Annotated in this window: 10 protein-coding genes; 7 read left to right on the top strand and 3 right to left on the bottom strand. The window is 64.2% G+C overall.

Going from position 1 to position 17361, the window contains the following annotated elements; all coding sequences use genetic code 11:
* The first annotated feature begins 120 nt into the window (after positions 1-120).
* Both VPH47_RS11495 and cueR read left to right on the top strand, forming a co-directional pair.
* Entirely contained in the window at positions 121-2622 is a 2502-nt protein-coding gene (locus VPH47_RS11495; RefSeq protein ID WP_368850831.1) for a heavy metal translocating P-type ATPase, read from the top strand.
* An 11-nt stretch (positions 2623-2633) separates the two neighbouring features.
* Positions 2634-3089 carry a Cu(I)-responsive transcriptional regulator gene (gene cueR / locus VPH47_RS11490; RefSeq protein ID WP_368850830.1) on the top strand — a complete coding sequence of 152 codons (456 nt, stop codon included), beginning with the start codon at positions 2634-2636 and terminating at the stop codon, positions 3087-3089.
* A gap of 130 nt (positions 3090-3219) precedes the next feature.
* Here cueR and VPH47_RS11485 read toward each other — a convergent pair whose 3' ends face one another.
* The 3 genes from VPH47_RS11485 to VPH47_RS11475 all read right to left on the bottom strand — a co-directional run bounded on the left by VPH47_RS11485 (position 3220) and on the right by VPH47_RS11475 (position 9061).
* Positions 3220-4797, bottom strand: coding sequence for an RNA-directed DNA polymerase (locus VPH47_RS11485; RefSeq protein WP_368850829.1), 1578 nt, complete (start codon positions 4795-4797; stop codon positions 3220-3222).
* Positions 4798-5563: 766 nt separating this feature from the next.
* The gene (locus VPH47_RS11480; RefSeq protein WP_008267227.1) at positions 5564-5758 is read right to left on the bottom strand and encodes a heavy-metal-associated domain-containing protein; all 195 of its coding nucleotides are present in this window, start codon (positions 5756-5758) and stop codon (positions 5564-5566) included.
* 225 nt (positions 5759-5983) lie between these two features.
* Complete coding sequence (locus tag VPH47_RS11475; protein WP_368850828.1) at positions 5984-9061, bottom strand: TonB-dependent receptor; 3078 nt, start codon at positions 9059-9061, stop codon at positions 5984-5986.
* Between the two features lie 1044 nt (positions 9062-10105).
* On the opposite strand from VPH47_RS11475, the gene VPH47_RS11470 reads away from it, so the two are divergent.
* From VPH47_RS11470 to VPH47_RS11450, 5 genes are all read left to right on the top strand, one after another.
* Positions 10106-12571, top strand: coding sequence for a GH92 family glycosyl hydrolase (locus VPH47_RS11470; protein ID WP_368850827.1), 2466 nt, complete (start codon positions 10106-10108; stop codon positions 12569-12571).
* 96 nt (positions 12572-12667) lie between these two features.
* Positions 12668-13717, top strand: a complete 1050-nt coding sequence (locus VPH47_RS11465) for a LacI family DNA-binding transcriptional regulator (RefSeq protein ID WP_014037023.1) — start codon at positions 12668-12670, stop codon at positions 13715-13717.
* A 60-nt stretch (positions 13718-13777) separates the two neighbouring features.
* Complete coding sequence (gene fucP / locus VPH47_RS11460; RefSeq protein WP_008265126.1) at positions 13778-15091, top strand: L-fucose:H+ symporter permease; 1314 nt, start codon at positions 13778-13780, stop codon at positions 15089-15091.
* Between the two features lie 7 nt (positions 15092-15098).
* Positions 15099-16094: a carbohydrate kinase gene (locus VPH47_RS11455; protein ID WP_180855115.1), complete on the top strand. Its 996-nt coding sequence runs from the start codon at positions 15099-15101 to the stop codon at positions 16092-16094.
* A complete protein-coding gene (locus VPH47_RS11450) occupies positions 16091-17317 on the top strand; it encodes an AGE family epimerase/isomerase (protein ID WP_153854913.1) in 1227 nt (408 codons plus the stop codon). The genes VPH47_RS11455 and VPH47_RS11450 overlap by 4 nt, the downstream gene beginning before the upstream one ends.
* Positions 17318-17361: the final 44 nt, after the last annotated feature.

The following is a 17361-nucleotide window of genomic DNA, read 5'->3' as shown; positions in this document are numbered from 1 at the left end:
GCAGATCCACGCCATGCGTGGATGAACCCCTTCATGAACCCCGGGGTGGCTGGATTTGACCTTCCCACGATGGCAAGGTTTAGCCTGTCCGCATCCAGAAGGAACCCCGGGAATCCGATCATGAGCACGCCCCGCGCCACCGCAATCCCCGCCAGTCCCTCCACCATCAGCCTGCCCATTGAAGGCATGACCTGCGCCAGCTGCGTCGGCCGTGTCGAGGCGGCGCTGTCCAAGGTCGAAGGTGTGGGCAGTGTTTCGGTCAATCTGGCCACCGAGCGCGCGGATATCCGCCCGTCCGGTCCGGTCGATCGCGCCGCGCTGATCCAGGCGGTGGAGCGGGTGGGCTATGACGTGCCGGCCGGCACCATCGAGCTGGCAGTGGAAGGCATGACCTGTGCCTCCTGCGTCGGCCGCGTCGAACGCGCGCTGCTGGCGGTACCGGGCGTCAGCCAGGCCAGCGTCAACCTGGCCACCGAACGCGCCACGGTGCGCGGCGTGGCCGCTGTGGATGCGCTGGTAGCGGCCATCGACAAGGTCGGTTATGCCGCCCGTGCCATCGAAGCAGGCGTTCAGTCCGATGACGAAGCGGCGGAAAAGAAGGATGCCGAGCGCGCCGAACTGAAACGTGACCTGATCGTGGCCACCGCACTTGCACTGCCGGTGTTCGTGCTGGAAATGGGTTCGCACCTGATTCCCGGCATGCACGAATGGGTGATGGCCACCCTCGGCATGCAGACCAGCTGGTACCTGCAGTTCGTACTGACCCTGCTGGTGCTGGCCATTCCCGGCCGCCGTTTCTACCAGAAGGGTTTCCCGGCACTGCTGCGGCTGGCACCGGACATGAACTCGCTGGTGGCGGTGGGTACCGCCGCAGCGTTCGGTTACTCGGTAGTGGCGACCTTTGCACCGCGGTTGTTGCCACCGGGCACGGTGAACGTCTACTACGAAGCAGCGGCGGTGATCGTCGCGCTGATCCTGCTCGGCCGCTTCCTCGAAGCGCGCGCCAAGGGCCGCACCTCCGAGGCGATCAAGCGCCTGGTCAACCTGCAGGCCAAGGTCGCGCACGTGATCCGTGACGGCCGTACCGTCGACATCCCGGTCAATGAAGTGCAGAGCGGCGATGTGGTGGAAGTGCGACCGGGCGAGCGCGTGCCGGTCGATGGCGAGGTGATCGAGGGCCGCAGCTACATCGACGAGTCGATGATCAGTGGCGAACCGATTCCGGTCGAGAAGCAGCCGGGCAGCAGCGTGGTCGGCGGCACGGTCAACCAGAAAGGTGCACTGACCGTGCGTGCCACGGCGGTGGGCGCGCAGACCATGCTGGCGCAGATCATCCGCATGGTCGAACAGGCACAGGGCTCGAAGCTGCCGATCCAGGCGGTGGTCGACAAGGTCACCCTGTGGTTCGTGCCGGCGGTGATGCTGGCCGCGCTGGCGACCTTCGCGGTCTGGTTGATCTTCGGCCCATCGCCGGCGCTGAGCTTCGCGCTGGTCAATGCGGTGGCGGTGCTGATCATTGCCTGCCCCTGCGCGATGGGCCTGGCCACGCCGACCTCGATCATGGTCGGTACCGGCCGTGGCGCCGAAATGGGCGTGCTGTTCCGCAAAGGGGAAGCACTGCAGCTGCTGAAGGACGCGCAGGTGGTGGCGGTGGACAAGACCGGCACGCTCACCGAAGGTCGTCCGCGCCTGACCGACCTGGAGATCGCCGACGGTTTTGATCGCGCCAGGGTGCTGGCCGCGGTTGCTGCAGTGGAATCGCGCTCGGAGCATCCGATCGCCCGCGCCATCGTCGATGCAGCCACCGAGCATGGCATCGCACTGCCGGCCATGGCCGACTTCGAATCGGTCACCGGCATGGGTGTACGCGCCAGCGTGGAGGGTGCGCGTGTGGAGGTCGGTGCCGATCGCTTCATGCGCGATCTGGGCGTGGACATCACTGTGTTTGCGACGCTGGCGGCAGAGCTGGGCACCCAGGGGAAATCGCCGCTGTATGCCGCCGTCGATGGTCGACTGGCCGCGATCATCGCAGTGTCCGATCCGATCAAGCCGAGCACGCCGGCGGCGATCGCCGCACTGCATCAGCTGGGCCTGAAGGTGGCGATGATCACCGGTGACAATGCCGGCACCGCGCAGGCGATCGCACGCCAGCTCGGCATCGATGAAGTCGTGGCCGAGGTGCTGCCGGAAGGCAAGGTCGAAGCGGTGCGCCGGCTGAAGGCCACGCATGGCCACGTTGCCTTCGTCGGCGATGGCATCAACGATGCGCCGGCACTGGCCGAGGCCGATGTCGGCCTGGCCATCGGTACCGGCACCGATATCGCGGTGGAGTCGGCCGATGTGGTGCTGATGTCGGGCAACCTGCAGGGCGTGCCGAATGCCATCGCGCTGTCGAAGGCAACGCTGGGCAACATCCGGCAGAACCTGTTCTGGGCCTTCGCCTACAACACCGCGTTGATTCCGGTGGCGGCCGGCGTGCTGTACCCGGTCTGGGGCGTGCTGTTGTCGCCGGTATTTGCTGCCGGTGCGATGGCGCTGTCCAGCGTGTTCGTGCTGGGCAACGCACTGCGCCTGCGCCGCTTCCAGCCGCCGATGGCGGAAGCCCCTGCTGCGACCCATTGAAGGAGAACCGCATGAACATCGGTGAAGCTGCCAAGGCCTCCAGCGTGTCGGCGAAGATGATCCGCTACTACGAACAGATCGGCTTGATTCCTGCGGCTGATCGCACCGAGTCGGGCTACCGGGCGTACTCGCAGGCGGACATCCACCGTCTGCGCTTCATCCGTCGCGCGCGCGATCTCGGCTTCCAGGTGGCCGAGATCACCGATCTGCTGGGCCTGTGGAACGACACCTCGCGCCACAGTGCCGACGTCAAGCACCTGGCCGAACAGCACATCGCCGATCTGGAACAGCGCATCGAGCAGATGCGGCAGATGGCCGACACGTTGAAGTCACTGATCAGCTGCTGCGCGGGCGATGAGCGCCCGGAATGCCCGATCCTGGAGCGGTTGGGCGAAGACGATGAGGCTCCGGTGCCGGTCGTTGCCGCGAAGACCGGCGCGGTGCGGCGGCGCAGCCACGCCGCCTGAGTAGCAGCGAGAAGCCGTTGTGCCCCATCGATCTGGAGTGTGGACTGTCTGCTGACATTGGCGTGAAGCTCTGAATACGCCGGGACGCTTGCCGAATTTCTGTCAATAACTAGGAAATCATCTTTCGATCTCACTTCTTCTTTGGTTCAAATGACTCAATGGCGAAGTGATCATCGGCAGTGTGAATTCTCACGTTCTTCAGCCATGGGCGCGTCTCTTCCTCAGGTAGTTTACTCTTGACGAGGCGAATGATCGCTCGCCGTTCCCAGGCATCTGCACGATTGAAGTACTGTCGCACTTCCAGTGCATCATTCCGGGTCGCCGGTTCATGTATGGCATCAATAATGCATCGACCGATGTACGAGCCCGCGTTTCGTTTCTGGTTCCGGAAGATATCGAGCAGTGCATCTTTTCGCTGGTATCCCTCGGCGCCAAGAAGGCGGACCACTGCGATCAATATGTATTCCGGAACTTTCTCCGAGATGTTCGTCTTGCCTATGAAGTACTTTGTCAGGTTGTCACGAACCTCCGAGGGCACATTGCCTGACTTCTTTATCAGGAGGTCAACCGCTAGGGGTGTGAATTGAGGGAACCGGTTCAGGATCTCGGGCAGCGAGCTTAGCTTGTTGAAAGCACTCTGGGCCACAAGTATGCGCAGGAGGCGGCGAATATCGTCGGGAAGTACGACCACTTTCTCTTTCAGTTGTTTCAGTATTGAGTCGAGGTCTTCATGCATAAGTTCAGCAGACTCTCTCTCCGAGAGTTCGCGAAATTTGGTTGGGATGATTCCTGTATATCCGACGATCAGGCGGGCCGGGCCTAGATCGCGCTTCGGATTGTGTGGCAGGGTGGGGGGCGCAACGACAGCAATGCTCGTGCGCCGCGATGCAACGTCTTCGATCGAGGTCTTTGCTGGATTGATCGAAAGGCCTTCCAGAAAGAGCCGCTCAACAAAGAGAGTCAGCCAAGCATGCGCGGATTCTATATCCGGGGCGAAGAAGCGATAGTCATCAACGAATCTGCAGAAGTTGACTCCATTCGACAATAGATAGTCGTCGACTGATATCAATGCTGCTTCTGCAAGGATCCGACTGGCATTCCCGCCAATGGGGAGGCTGTAAGAATCGCGGTTTGCCCAGAAAAGAAGAAGTTCATTTATGAGCTTGACCGGCCCCTTGTCCAGGGGGAGGCCCAGTAGCGTGGATTCCAGTCTGTGAAGGTTGAGGCGATCATAGAAGCTCGAGATATCGCACTTGACCAGAACCTTCGTTTTCGGCCGTCTTACGCTGTTTGAGACATGCTGTTCAAATGATGTGAAATTATACGCCGGGTTGAATAGAAATCCGTCCTTCGGCTTGAATCGATACGAGAAGACGCGATGCTTGGCGGGCTGAGGGCGATGGGTTTCCAGTTCGTCAGCAATTGTGAGTGCAAGGGCTAGATACGTAATCGTATCCATTGGCTGCATTAGCGCGGCTCGGCGAAAATCAAATGGATCCTTCTTCGGAAACAACACGTGCTGGATGGGGTGTGTTTTAAGCCCGCTCAGTGATCCTGATTTGAGCCGGGATTCGACATTCTTCATGACCTCCTTTGCGAAGTTTTCATTCTTAAGAAGGTCGATCTCGAACGGGCGAGAAAATATGTCGGTCGGTCCTTCTTTGAGTACGTTGTGTACTGCTAGTTGGGCGGCCTTGGCTATCTGCATGGTTATTGTTCTATGTTTTTCCGCGGTCAAGGGTCGCCGGGCGTTGGGTGGGCTTGCGTTGCCAATCTCGGATCACCACGTGCGCACGTCATTGTGTCTGAGGTCCAAGTCTTCCATCGACAGGGTCTCGCTGCTCGCATCGAGCATAAGATAGTCCATGAATGGACAAAAGCCCATTAGTGAGGTTATTGAAACCGGCGTGTGCTGACAGTGTCATTGAGGAATGGCCATTGTTGATGTTGCTCTGGTCCCCATCATGCGAGCAGGCGTAATCGATTGTGCTTGCCGTTGATGTGGTGCATCCCCATCGTTACGGGTCGTTGCACGCTGGACTGCATACATTCGTTGAGCGAGGCTGGCACTAGCAGAGTCGATTGCTGGGCGCTCACTGTTGTCATATGGCCCGGCCCCCGAAGCAGCTGGCGTGCTGCGGGAAATGAATGGCTCCACGCTTGCGCAAATAGCGTTTCCGGAACTCGATTATTCCGGTCGCGGACTGCATCCATCAACGGCGTAGTCGATGGAAACGTTACATGATGATTCTACCCAGCGACGTAATGGCTGGTGGGTGCATTGGCAGTCTTTAGCAAGGAATCCAGGCCAGATGCCGGAACGTGACTGCATTTCTTGAGCGTGCAAGGTCATGTGGCGGTGATGCCGTGCTTCGGTGTACTCCGCTCAAATCCGGTGCCCGGGAGTGAAGACCAGGAAGCCTGCGTCGTGCCAAAGCACGAGGCAGGCTTCGTTGTGCAGGCAGGGCAGGGAATCAGGCCGTGCGCGGCGGGAAACCGGCATCGTTCACCGCGGCGAACACCTGTTCCTGCGAGGCGGTGGTCTGCACCTTGACCAGACCGGTTGGCGGATCGGCCACCACGCTGGCGTTCGGATCGATCTGCTGGATCGCACGGGTCACGCTGCGTGCGCAGCCGCCGCAGGTCATGCCGTCGACATGGAATTCCATCTGTAGCTCCTTCGATGCTCTTGGGATGGGGCCAGTGTGCACCTTCCAACGATGGCAGGGTCAAGCGCTGGACTGAATGACAACGCACCAATGACAACGCACCAATGAGCGCGCACCAATGAAAACGGCAGCCACCTGTACCAGCGCGGCTGCCGTGGAGGAACGTCCCCGCCGGGGCGGGGCGTGGGTTGCGCCGGGGGCGGGCCCGGGCAACCCGGTGCGGGCTTAGAACTTCCAGGTCGCGCCGAAGTACAGCTGGCGGCCCGCGTAGGTGTTGGAAACGAGACGCGCCTTGGTGTCATTGCCCAGGTGCACGCGCTGCTCGGACTTGGTGGCATTGATCACCGAGGCGGTCAGCGTCCAGTCCGGGGTCAGGTTGTAGGCCACGTTCAGGTCCAGCTGGTCATACGGCTCGGTGTAGACGGTGAGGCCATTGTTGAGCCCACCGACCACCTGGCCGCGACGGTTGAACGAGGCGCGCGCGAGGAACTTGTCGTTCTCGTAGAACACCGTGACGTTGGCCTGGTTCTTGGCGCTGCCGACCAGCGGCGAGGAGCCGATCTCCTGGCCGTCCAGAACAATGGAAGCCAGGTTGGTGTCGTTGTAGGTGTAGTTGGCCTGCACACCGAAGCCGAAACCGAAGGTGTACTGGCCATACAGCTCGACGCCCTGAGACACGCCATCGCGGCCGTTGGCCTGGGTTTCGTAGCGCTGCACGTTCACGGCTTCACCACCGATGACCATCGGCGTGTCGCGCACCACCGGCAGGGTGAAGTTGTCCACGTTCTTGCGGAACAGGCCGACGCCGGCGACCGCGCCCGGCTGGAAGTACCACTCCAGGCCCAGGTCGAACTGGGTAGCCTTGAACGGTTCCAGCTGCTTGTTGCTGCCCTGGCCGACCCAGCCTGCGGTCGATGCGCCACCGGCAACGCGGCGATCATTGACGTATTCCTCGCTGTAGTAGCTCAGTGCGCCCGGTGCTGCAATGTCGGTGTAGCCAGGGCGGGCGATCACCTTCGATGCGGCACCGCGCAGCACCAGCGTGTCGGTGATGTCCCAGGCGATATTGAAACTCGGCAGTACGTCGGTGTAGGTACGATCCACGCCGATCAGGCTGTAGGTCTTGCTCTGCGCCAGATCATGCGGCAGGCGCACGAAGCCGCTCTCACAGCTGTAGGTCGGGTAGGCCGCAGCGGCCGGATCGGTGCACGCCATCGGTGCGCCGGATGCGTTGTCCAGGAAGTAGTCGTTGAACTTCTCGATCGAGTCGGAAGACTGTGCGAACTGCTTGGTGCGCACCACGCGCACGCCGACATTGCCGCGCAGGCGTTCAGTACGGAAGTTGGCCTGGAAGTAGCCCGAGTAGATCTTCTCGTTGACGTTGTAGACGAAGTCTTCCTCGGTGCGGTTGTGCGAACCGCCGTAGGTCTTGTTCAGGTAGTCGATGTAGGCCGGGTAGTTGATGCCCGGGAACACATTCGCGTTGAAGCCGCCGGCGATGTTGCTGATCGGGTTGGACAGGAAGAAGCCGGGCTGCGCGTCGCCGGCAGTCGGGTCGCAGCCACTCTGGTAACGGCTGTTGTCATAGTCGGCCGGATCTCGGCCGGGGCACACCCAGTAGGTGTTGCCGGTGTTGCGGTGGACCTTGCCGTCACGGTACTTGGCGCCGAACTGGATCGAGTCCAGCCAGCCGGACTCGAACAGCTTGGTCACGTCAGCCTGGAAGTAGTTCTGCTTGACCTCGGTGCGCTTCCACGACGAATCGGTCGAGCCGGTATCGACTTCGGCGATGCCGTTCATCAGCTGCTGCTGCAGGTCGGGCGAGAAGGTGGCCGAGGGCGTGCCGGTCAGGTCCCAGGCGCTGTACAGGTTGCCCGGCAGGTAGTCGTTGCCGACCTTGCGGCGCGGCTTGGCCGACATGCGGAAGTTCATCGACGGACCACCTTCGGACCAGGTGCGACCACCGGTGAACGAGGCCTTCCACAGCGGGCTGATGTCCCAGTCGATGGTCAGGTCGGCAGTCTGCGAGAGCGCCTTTTCCTTGCTGTAGCCACCGGTCAGCTGCGGCGTCGGAACCGTGCAGTCGTCCGGGCCCCAACCGCCGGGCTTGAGGCCGGCGGCCTTGGCCTGGTCTTCGCTGCAGTAGTAGGTCTTTCCGGCCAGCTTTTCGAACTGGGCGCCGGTAACGGTGTTGCCGCTGGGGTCGAAGTCCAGGCCGTTGAGCAGGCGGCCGCCGGCCCAGTTCCCATCGCCGTTGAAGCGGGCCATGCTCCATTCCGGAATCTTCAGCATGTTCTGGGTGTAGTCACCCTGCAGCTCGAAGCGGAAGTAGTTGGCCGTCATCGTGACGTTGTCGACGGGCTTGAACTGGAAGGTCAGCTGGCCGCCCTTGCGCTCGCGCTTTTCTTCCTTCACCGCGAAGTTGACCGACGTCGGCATGAAGAAATCGCTGTAGTTGCCGCCGGTCTGGTTGTTGAAGCCGGACCTGCCCCACCAGTAGTGGATGCCATCCTGCGCCTGCACGTTGCCATAGGCATCACGCGCCTTGCCGGCGCCATACCACTGGTAGTCCTCGGTGCTGGCTTCCATGGTACGGGTGGTGCGCTTCTGCTGGGTCACGCCGACCAGCACGCCGAAACGCTCGTCCTTGCTGTGCCACGAATACAGCGCGGAGGCCTGCGGGTCGATATCGTGGTGGGTATCGGAGGAGGTGCCCTCAAGCGTGACGAAGCCCGAGTTGGATTCCATGTCCAGCGGACGGCGGGTATGAAGGATGACCGTGCCGCCGATGCCACCTTCATCGATGCGGGCTTCCGGCGACTTGAACAGTTCCGCGCTGGACAGCATGTTCGACGGCAGCAGGGTGTAGTTGAACGAACGGGTGGCTTCGTCGTTGGTTTCCGACGTGGCCACGTAGTTGCCGTTCAACTGGGTCAGGGTCAGGTCGGGTGCCAGGCCACGCACGCTGACGCTCTTGCCTTCGCCGCCGCTGCGGGTGATGACCACGCCGGGCACGCGCTGCAGTGCGTCGGCCACGTTCTTGTCGGGGAACTTGCCGACGTCCTCGGCGGTGATCACTTCGACCACGGCGTTGGCGTCGCGCTTCTGCTCAAGGCTCTTTTCAATGGCGTAGCGGTAGCCGGTGACCTGGACACTGTCCAGGTTGGTGGCGTCCTGCGAGCCGGTGGAAGCGGCCTGCTGCGCGGCGGCGCCGGCCGGAATGACGGCGGCGACCAGGGCCAGCGCGATGGCCAGTGACAAGGCGTCCTGGCCGTGCGTACGTGTTGAATGCTTCATTCCCATCTCTCCCTCTCTCCTGGATTGATCCGGTGACGTGGCACGGACAACTTGAATCGATCTAATTTGAAGTGACATTGTCGCTATTGCCATGCAGTGGCAGTAGCACCGTGCGCGTGGCCTGGTACGTCCTGTTGCTGCTCCCCCAACTCCCGGCCATCGCAACGTCGTCTTGGATCGATCTAAGCGATGGGCGGGCGATTTTTAGCATGGGTCGCCCGCGGGCGCATGCTGCTCCGCAATATGGTACTGGCGTGGCGAAGGGATGACGGTTTGCTGAAATCAGTGAAATCGTTTTCGTGCGCAGGGGAGGGTGGGGCGGCAGGGCTGCGCCCTGCACCTGCCGAAGCCAGGGCAACGGCCAAAGCCAAAGCCAAAGCGGCTCTGGGTTGTCTGTGTGTTGGGCGGGGCGGTGTCGGATTGCGGGGACGCCGTAAACCCGTCCATGGGGGCTTGGCCGCGGCATCCATGCCGCGGACACCCCGCAATCCGACACCGCCCCGCCTTTGACAGTTTCCCGGTGACGGTTGGATAGGTCCTGGAATCACGCGGGGTCATGGGGTCAGATCCGTTTTCCAAAGGAAAACGGATCTGACCCCAATTGATTTCGTTATCTGACAGAGATTCATCCACGCATGGCGTGGATCTACAGATCGCGGAAATCTGTCGAAGGCGGGGTGGGTCCGGTTGCGGGGGTGTCCGCGGCATGGATGCCGCGGCCAAGCCCCCATGGACGGGTTTACGGCGTCCCCCGCAACCGGACCCACCCCGGCTACCCACGGATAGCCAGCTGTTGCTATTGCTCCGGCTGTTGCCCTGGCTTGGAGCAGGTGCAGGGCGCAGCCCTGCCGAACACCCCCTCTCATGCTGCGCCGCAGAATGCATTCGGCTGAACCTGCATGCTCTACTTGAATCGATCTAAATCCACGGTCTGGTGGGTCGGGCATCATTCCAGGGGGAGCTCTCTGCCAGTCGAGGCAGGGGCTCAGCGGAACGGTGCCGGATGGCCCCGGCCGCCTGCCTCCGCGTCATCGACTACAGGAACCCGACATGCGTCCAGTGCCGTCCGCTCCCGCCGTCCCATTGTCTCCGCGCCAGCTGGCGCGCCTGGCTTGCCTGCTCGCGCTGTCGGCGATGCCGATGCTGCTGCAGGCGGCGCCGGCTGCGCTGGAGCGTGAGGTCAATACCTTCATCGGCAGCAAGGACGATGGCAATACGTTCCCGGGCGCGTCGGCACCGTTCGGACTGATCCAGGTCAGCCCGATCGGCAGCCACTATTCGGGCTGGCGCTACGACGACGACAAGATCCGCGGCTTCGGCCACTCCTTCATCTCCGGCGCCGGCTGCTGGGAGCAGGGCGGCCAGGTGTCGGTGCTGCCGGTCACGGGCTCGATCGGCCCGGGCGGCGATTTCGATACCGGCAACGCCAAGCAGTTCGACCACAAGGCCTACGCCGCGGCTTACACCCACGATGGCGAGGTCGGCCAGGCCGGCTACTACAAGGTGCGGCTGACCAGCTACGGCGGCATCGATGCCGAGGCCACCGCGCGTACGCGTGCCGCGGCCGAGCGCTACACCTTCAGCCAGCGCCAGGGCGAGGGCCACGTGCTGGTCAATGTCGGCCAGGCCAACGAACGCCACTCGGTGATCGGCAGCGTGGTCGACGTGGTCGGCGACCGCGTGGTCGAAGGCAAGCTGGTCACCAAGAGTTTCTGTGGCGGCCATCAGTACACCACCTGGTTCCGCATCGAGTTCGACCGTCCGTTCAAGGCGCATGGCACCTGGGGCGAGGGCGGTGGCCTGCCGGGTGCGCGCCACAGCATGGAAGGCGAGCAGAAGCCGAACGGTGCCTGGCTCAGCTTCGACCTGGCCAAGGGCCAGTCGGTGACGGCGGTCAGTGCGATCTCGCACGTGGATGCCGAAGGTGCGCGCACCAACCTGCGTGCCGAGGGCATGCAGGGTGGGGCGCTGCTCGGTTTCGACCGCATGCGCGCGTTGTCGCAGCAGTCCTGGCGCGAGCAGCTGGGCCGGGTGCGTGTGCAGGGTGGTACGTCCGATGACCGCACCGTGTTCTACAGCGCGGCCTACCACGCGCTGCTGCAGCCGATGACCGGCAACGATGCCGACGGCCGCTACCGCGGCTATGACGATGGCATCCACCGTGCCGATGGCTGGACGTATTACGAGTACTTCTCGCTGTGGGATACCTATCGTGCGCAGAACCAGTGGCTGGCGCTGACCCGCCCGGACGTGGCGCGTGACATCGGGCGCACGCTGCTGGCGATCGACGAGCAGGGCGGCTGGCTGCCGCGCTGGGGCTATGCCAACTTCGAGACCAACATCATGACCGGTGATCCGGTCACGCCGTTCATGGTCGACCTGTGGCGCTTCGGTGCGCTCAAGGGCCGTGAATCGCAGGCGTGGGATGCGCTGCGCCGCAATGCGTTCGGCACGCCGCCGCTGAACTCGCGGATGGCCGGCCGTTCAGGCAACCCGACCTACCTGGACAAGGGCTATGTGGTCTACGACCGAGCGTTCCCGTCCAAGGGCATGGACGTCGATCCGCATCACGGTGGTTCGGCCACGCTGGAGTATGCGCTGGCCGACTGTGCGCTCTCGCAGATGGCCGATGGCTTGGGCCACGCGCAGGACGCGGCGACGCTGCGTGAGCGCGGCCGCAACTGGCGCAAGGTGTGGGACCCGCAGGTGCGCGACGCCGAAACCGGCTTCACCGGGTTCCCGCGCCCGCGTACCGAGGACGGCCAGTGGTACACGCCGGCCGATGGCCATTACAGCCCGCGCTCGCACCATGGTTTCCATGAGGGTACGGCGTGGCAGTACCAGTGGCTGGCGCAGCAGGACGTGCCGGGCCTGGTCGAAGCGATGGATGGCCGCGAACAGGCCGGCCGCCGCCTCGATGCGTTCTTCGCGATGGACGCGCTGCAGGCCGACCCGCTCAATGCCGCCCGCAAGGAGTGGGTGGTCGGGCCGTACAGCTACTACAACCAGTTCCGCTACAACCCGAACAACGAGCCGGACCTGCACTCGCCGTGGCTGTACACGCTGATCGGCCAGCCGTGGAAGACCGCCGCCGTGGTGCGTGCCGCGCAGCAGTTGTTCACCAATGCCCCGAATGGCGTGACCGGCAATGACGACCTCGGCACGATGTCGGCCTGGTACCTGTTCAGTGCCATCGGCGTGTATCCGGCGGTGCCGGGCAGCGGCCAGTTCCTGCTGCACACCCCGCGTTTCAGCAAGGTGGAAGTGGACATGGGCAATGGCCGCACCCTGCGCATCGACGCACCGGGCGCTGATGGCCGTCGCCTGCAGTACGTGCAGGGCGTGAAGGTCGATGGCCAGGCGCATGCGCCGGTGTGGCTGGACTGGAACCAGCTGCAGCAGGGCCCGCGCCTGCAGTTCGCGCTCGACGCGAAGGCGCCGGAGCAGGGTTGGGGTACAGCGGTGAAGGACCTGCCGGTGTCCTGGTGCGCGGCACCGGGCAGCCAGCTGCGCTGAGCCGGACTGTGCCGTTCGCGGTGGCCCAGCGAACGGCACGGCACGACACGGCCCTGATCCATTAGGCTTGAGCCTCCAGCGGAGTCCGGGAAGACGATGAACGACAACGGCAGCAGTCCCAGCAAGCGCGCCGGCAAGGCGGTGACGGTGACCGACATCGCGCGTGCCATCGGCGTGTCACGGGCAACCGTGTCGCTGGTGCTGCGCGGCAGCCCGCTGGTCAACGTCGATACCCGGGCCAAGGTGGAGGCCGAGTTGCGTCGCCAGCGCTATGTCTACAACCGCGCGGCGGCCAACCTGCGCCGGCGGACCTCGTCGAGCATCGCGCTGGTGATCAACGATCTGTCCAACCCGTTCTTCGCCGAATTCGCGTCCGGCGTGGACGAGGCGCTGGGCGGACGCGGTTACGTGACCCTGCTCGGCAGCACCGGCGAATCGCCGGAGCGGCAGCAGGCGGTGCTGTCCACGTTGATGGAGCACACGCCCGCCGGCCTGATCCTGTCGCCGGCCGAGGGCAGTGACACTGCGCTGCTGCGGCAGGCGCTGGGCGCCAATGCCAACGTGCTGCTGTTCAACCGTGAACTGGAAGGGGCCGACTGGGACTTCCTGACCCTGGACAACCAGCACGGTGCCTATCTGGCCACGCGCCACCTGATCGAACGCGGCCATCGCCAGATCGCCTTCTTCGGTGGCCATGCAGCATCGAGTTCGTGCCATCAGCGCCGTGCAGGCTTCCAGCAGGCGCTGGCCGAGGCCGGCCTGTCGCTGCCGCCGGGCTGGATGATCGAGTCGGCACCGAACCGCCTGGAAGCCGCGGCGCGCACCGATGAGCTGTTTGCCGATGGCCATCGTCCGAGTGCGGCGGTCTGCTACAACGATACCGTCGCGCTGGGCCTGATGCTGGGCTTGAACTCGCGTGGCATCCGCCCGGGTGGTGACTTCGCCGTTACCGGTTTCGATGATATTTCCGAGGCGTCGGTCGCGGTGCCGCCGTTGACCACGCTCACCGCTGACCCGCGCGAGCGGGGCCGGCAAGCTGCCGCGCTGCTGCTGCAACGACTGGACGAACCGGATGCGCCGCCACGGCGCACGGTCGCGCCGGTGCAGCTGCGCATCCGCGAAAGCAGTGCCGCACGACCGAACTGATTCCTTCCATATACCCCTTCCACGCAACAACGACCTTCCGCGCATCGAGGCGCGTACCGCATGCCGATCTCCGCAACGCCCCGTCCATCGGGTTCTTCGGGCAACGCACCCGCCGTTACCAACGGCAAGGCGCTGGCTGTCGTCACCACGATCTTCTTCATGTGGGGCTTCCTGACCTGCCTCAATGACATTCTGATCCCGCACCTGAAGGCGGTGTTCGAGCTGAACTACGCCAAGGCGATGCTGGTGCAGTTCACCTTCTTCGGCACCTATTTCCTGATGTCGCTGCCGGCGGGTCGGCTGGTGGCGGCGCTGGGCTACAAGAAGGGCATCGTGGCCGGCCTGGTGATCGCCGGCATCGGCGCGCTGGGCTTCTGGCCGGCGGCCGAGCTGCGCGTGTATGGCGCCTTCCTCGGTGCGCTGTTCGTGCTGGCCAGCGGCATCACCGTGCTGCAGGTTGCTGCCAACCCCTACGTCGCGCTGCTGGGTCCGGAGCAGACCAGCTCCAGCCGCCTGACCCTGGCGCAGGCGCTGAACTCGCTGGGCACGGCCATTGCGCCGATCTTCGGCGGCATGCTGATCCTGTCCAACACGGTCAAGAGTGCCGATGACATCGCGGCGCTGCCGGCCGCCGAGCAGCTGGCCTACCGTGCCGCCGAGGCGCAGGCCGTGCAGGGCCCCTACGTGGGCCTGGCGGTGGCGCTGGTGCTGCTGGCGCTGTTCGTGTTCCTGTTCCGCCTGCCGGCGCTGAGTGATGCCACCGAGCAGGCCGACCAGGGCCACCACCACAGCTACCTGGATGCGCTGCGCAAGCGCCACCTGCTGCTGGGCGTGCTGGGCATCTTCTTCTACGTCGGCGCCGAAGTGTCGATCGGCAGCTTCCTGGTCAACTACCTGTCGATGCCGAACATCGGCGGCTTCAGCGAGCAGCAGGCCACGCATTACGTGTCGGCCTACTGGACGATGGCGATGATCGGCCGCTTCGCCGGTTCGGCGCTGCTGGCGCGCTTCTCGCCCAGCCGTCTGCTGGCGATCTTCGCGCTGGTCAATGTGGGGCTGCTGGTCACGACCATGCTGAGCTCCGGCAACGTCGCGCTGTATTCGGTGGTGGCGATCGGCCTGTTCAACTCGATCATGTTCCCGACCATCTTCGCGCTGAGCATCGAGCGCCTCGGCCCGCTGACCAACAAGGGCTCCAGCCTGCTGATCATGGCCATCGTCGGCGGTGCCGTGGTGCCGTACCTGCAGGGCGTGCTGGCCGACCACATCGGTGTGCAGGCCAGCTTCATCCTGCCGTTGCTGTGCTACGGCTACATCATTTTCTACGGACTGGTCGGCGCGCGTACGCCGGCCTCCGCAACGCAGGGAGGCTGAGTCCGGAATGGGTGCCATCGTTTGCTTCGGTGAAATTTTGATCGATCTACTAGCGCAGCCGCCGGCCTCGGCCGACACGCCGCGCGCGTTCCTGCAGTATGCCGGCGGTGCGCCGGCGAACGTCGCCGTAGCGGCAGCGCGGCTGGGTGCGAAGACCCAGTTCGTCGGCATGCTGGGCCGGGACATGTTCGGTGACTTCCTCGCCGACAGCCTGGTCGAGCACGGCGTGGGCACGGATTACATCGTGCGCACCGACGCGGCCAAGACCGCGCTGGCCTTCGTCGCGCTGGATGCCAGCGGCGAGCGCAGTTTCAGTTTCTACCGCCCGCCGGCGGCCGATCTGCTGTTCCGTGACAGCGACTTCCAGGCTGCGTGCCTCGACAGTGCGCAGTGCTTCCACGTGTGCTCCAACAGCCTGACCGAGCCGGCCATCGCCGAGGCGACCTTTGCCGGCATGGATCGCGCCCGCGCGGCCGGTGCGGTGGTCAGCCTCGACCTCAACCTGCGTCCTGCCCTGTGGCCGGCGAACGAGGACCCGACGCCGCGCCTGTGGCAGGCGCTGGAACGCGCCGATCTGGTCAAGCTGTCGCGCGAGGAACTGGACTACCTGGCAGCACCGCTGGGCGCCGATGGCGAGGCGGCGGTGCTGCGGCGCCTGCTGGCCGCGCAGGCGCGCTGGGTGATCGTCACCGATGGCGCGGCCACACTGCATTGGTACACCCGCGACAACCACGGCACGGTCACCAGCTTCCGCGTGGCCACGGTCGATACCACGGCCGCCGGCGATGCCTTCGTCGGTGGCGTGCTGGTGGGCCTGCTGGAGCGGGGTGGGGCGGGTGCTGGTTTCGCCGCGTTCTGCCAGGACCCGGAGGCGATCACCGCCACGCTGCGCTTCGGCGCCGCAGTGGGTGCGCTGGCTGTTACCCGCAAGGGCGCGTTCGCCGCGATGCCCTCGCTCGATGAAGTGCAGCAGCTGCTGCAGGCCCAGGACATTACCGCATGAGCACCTCGCCCGATTTCCGTTCGCCCGCGTTCCTGCGCGCGCATATCGCCGATACGATGGCGTTCTACCACCCGCGCTGCATCGATCCGGACGGCGGCTTCTTCCATTACTTCCGCGATGACGGCAGCATCTACGATGCCAGCCACCGCCACCTGGTGAGCAGCACCCGCTTCGTCTTCAACTATGCGATGGCCTATCGCGAGTTCGGCAATGCCGAATACCGGGAGGCTGTCGAGCACGGCGTGCGTTACCTGCGCGAGGTGCACCGCAATCCGGCCACCGGCGGCTATGCCTGGACCCTGCGCGACGGCAAGGTCGAGGACGACATGAACCACTGCTACGGCGTGGCGTTCGTGCTGTTGGCCTACAGCTGCGCACTGAAGGCCGGCATCGAGCAGGCCCGCGACTGGATGGACGAGACCTGGCAGCTGCTGGAAGCACGCTTCTGGGAGCCGCAGCATGGCTTGTATAAAGACGAAGCCGATGGCCAGTGGAACTTCACCGGCTACCGCGGCCAGAATGCCAACATGCACATGTGCGAAGCGATGCTGGCCGCGTTCGAGGCCAGTGGCGAGCAGCGCTATGTCGAGCGCGCGCTGCAGCTGGCCGACAACATGACCCGCCGCCAGGCCGCCAAGGCCGGTGGCCTGGTCTGGGAACACTACGATGTGAACTGGGAGATCGACTGGGACTACAACCTGGACGACCCCAAGCACCTGTTCCGCCCGTGGGGCTTCCAGCCCGGCCATCAGACCGAGTGGGCCAAACTGTTGCTGATCCTGGATCGCCACGTGCAGGCCGACTGGCTGGTGCCGACCGCCCAGCACCTGTTCGACGTGGCCGTGGCGCGCAGCTGGGACGACGCCCGGGGCGGCCTGTATTACGGCTTCGCACCGGAATCGCGTCGGCAGCCCGGCATGGACGGCGCCCCGATCGGCGGCGACAGTTTCGTCTGCGACGACGACAAGTATTTCTGGGTGCAGGCCGAAACGCTGGCGACCGCCGCACTGATGGCCAAGCGCACCGGCGATGACCGCTACTGGCAGTGGTACGAACGCATCTGGGCCTACTCGTGGGAGCACTTCGTCGACCACCAGTACGGTGCATGGTTCCGCATTCTCGATGCCGACAATCGCAAGTACAGCGACGAGAAGAGCCCGGCCGGCAAGGTGGATTACCACACCATGGGCGCGTGCTACGAAGTGTTGAACGTGGTGCGTTGAGGCGCGTGTCGCCGTACGCATGATGAATCGGAATCGGTAGCGCC

This window comes from Stenotrophomonas sp. WED208 (assembly GCF_040984485.1).
Taxonomy (GTDB): domain Bacteria; phylum Pseudomonadota; class Gammaproteobacteria; order Xanthomonadales; family Xanthomonadaceae; genus Stenotrophomonas; species Stenotrophomonas riyadhensis.
Note: the sequence above shows the minus strand (reverse complement) of the source record. Positions and strands in the feature narration are given on the sequence as shown.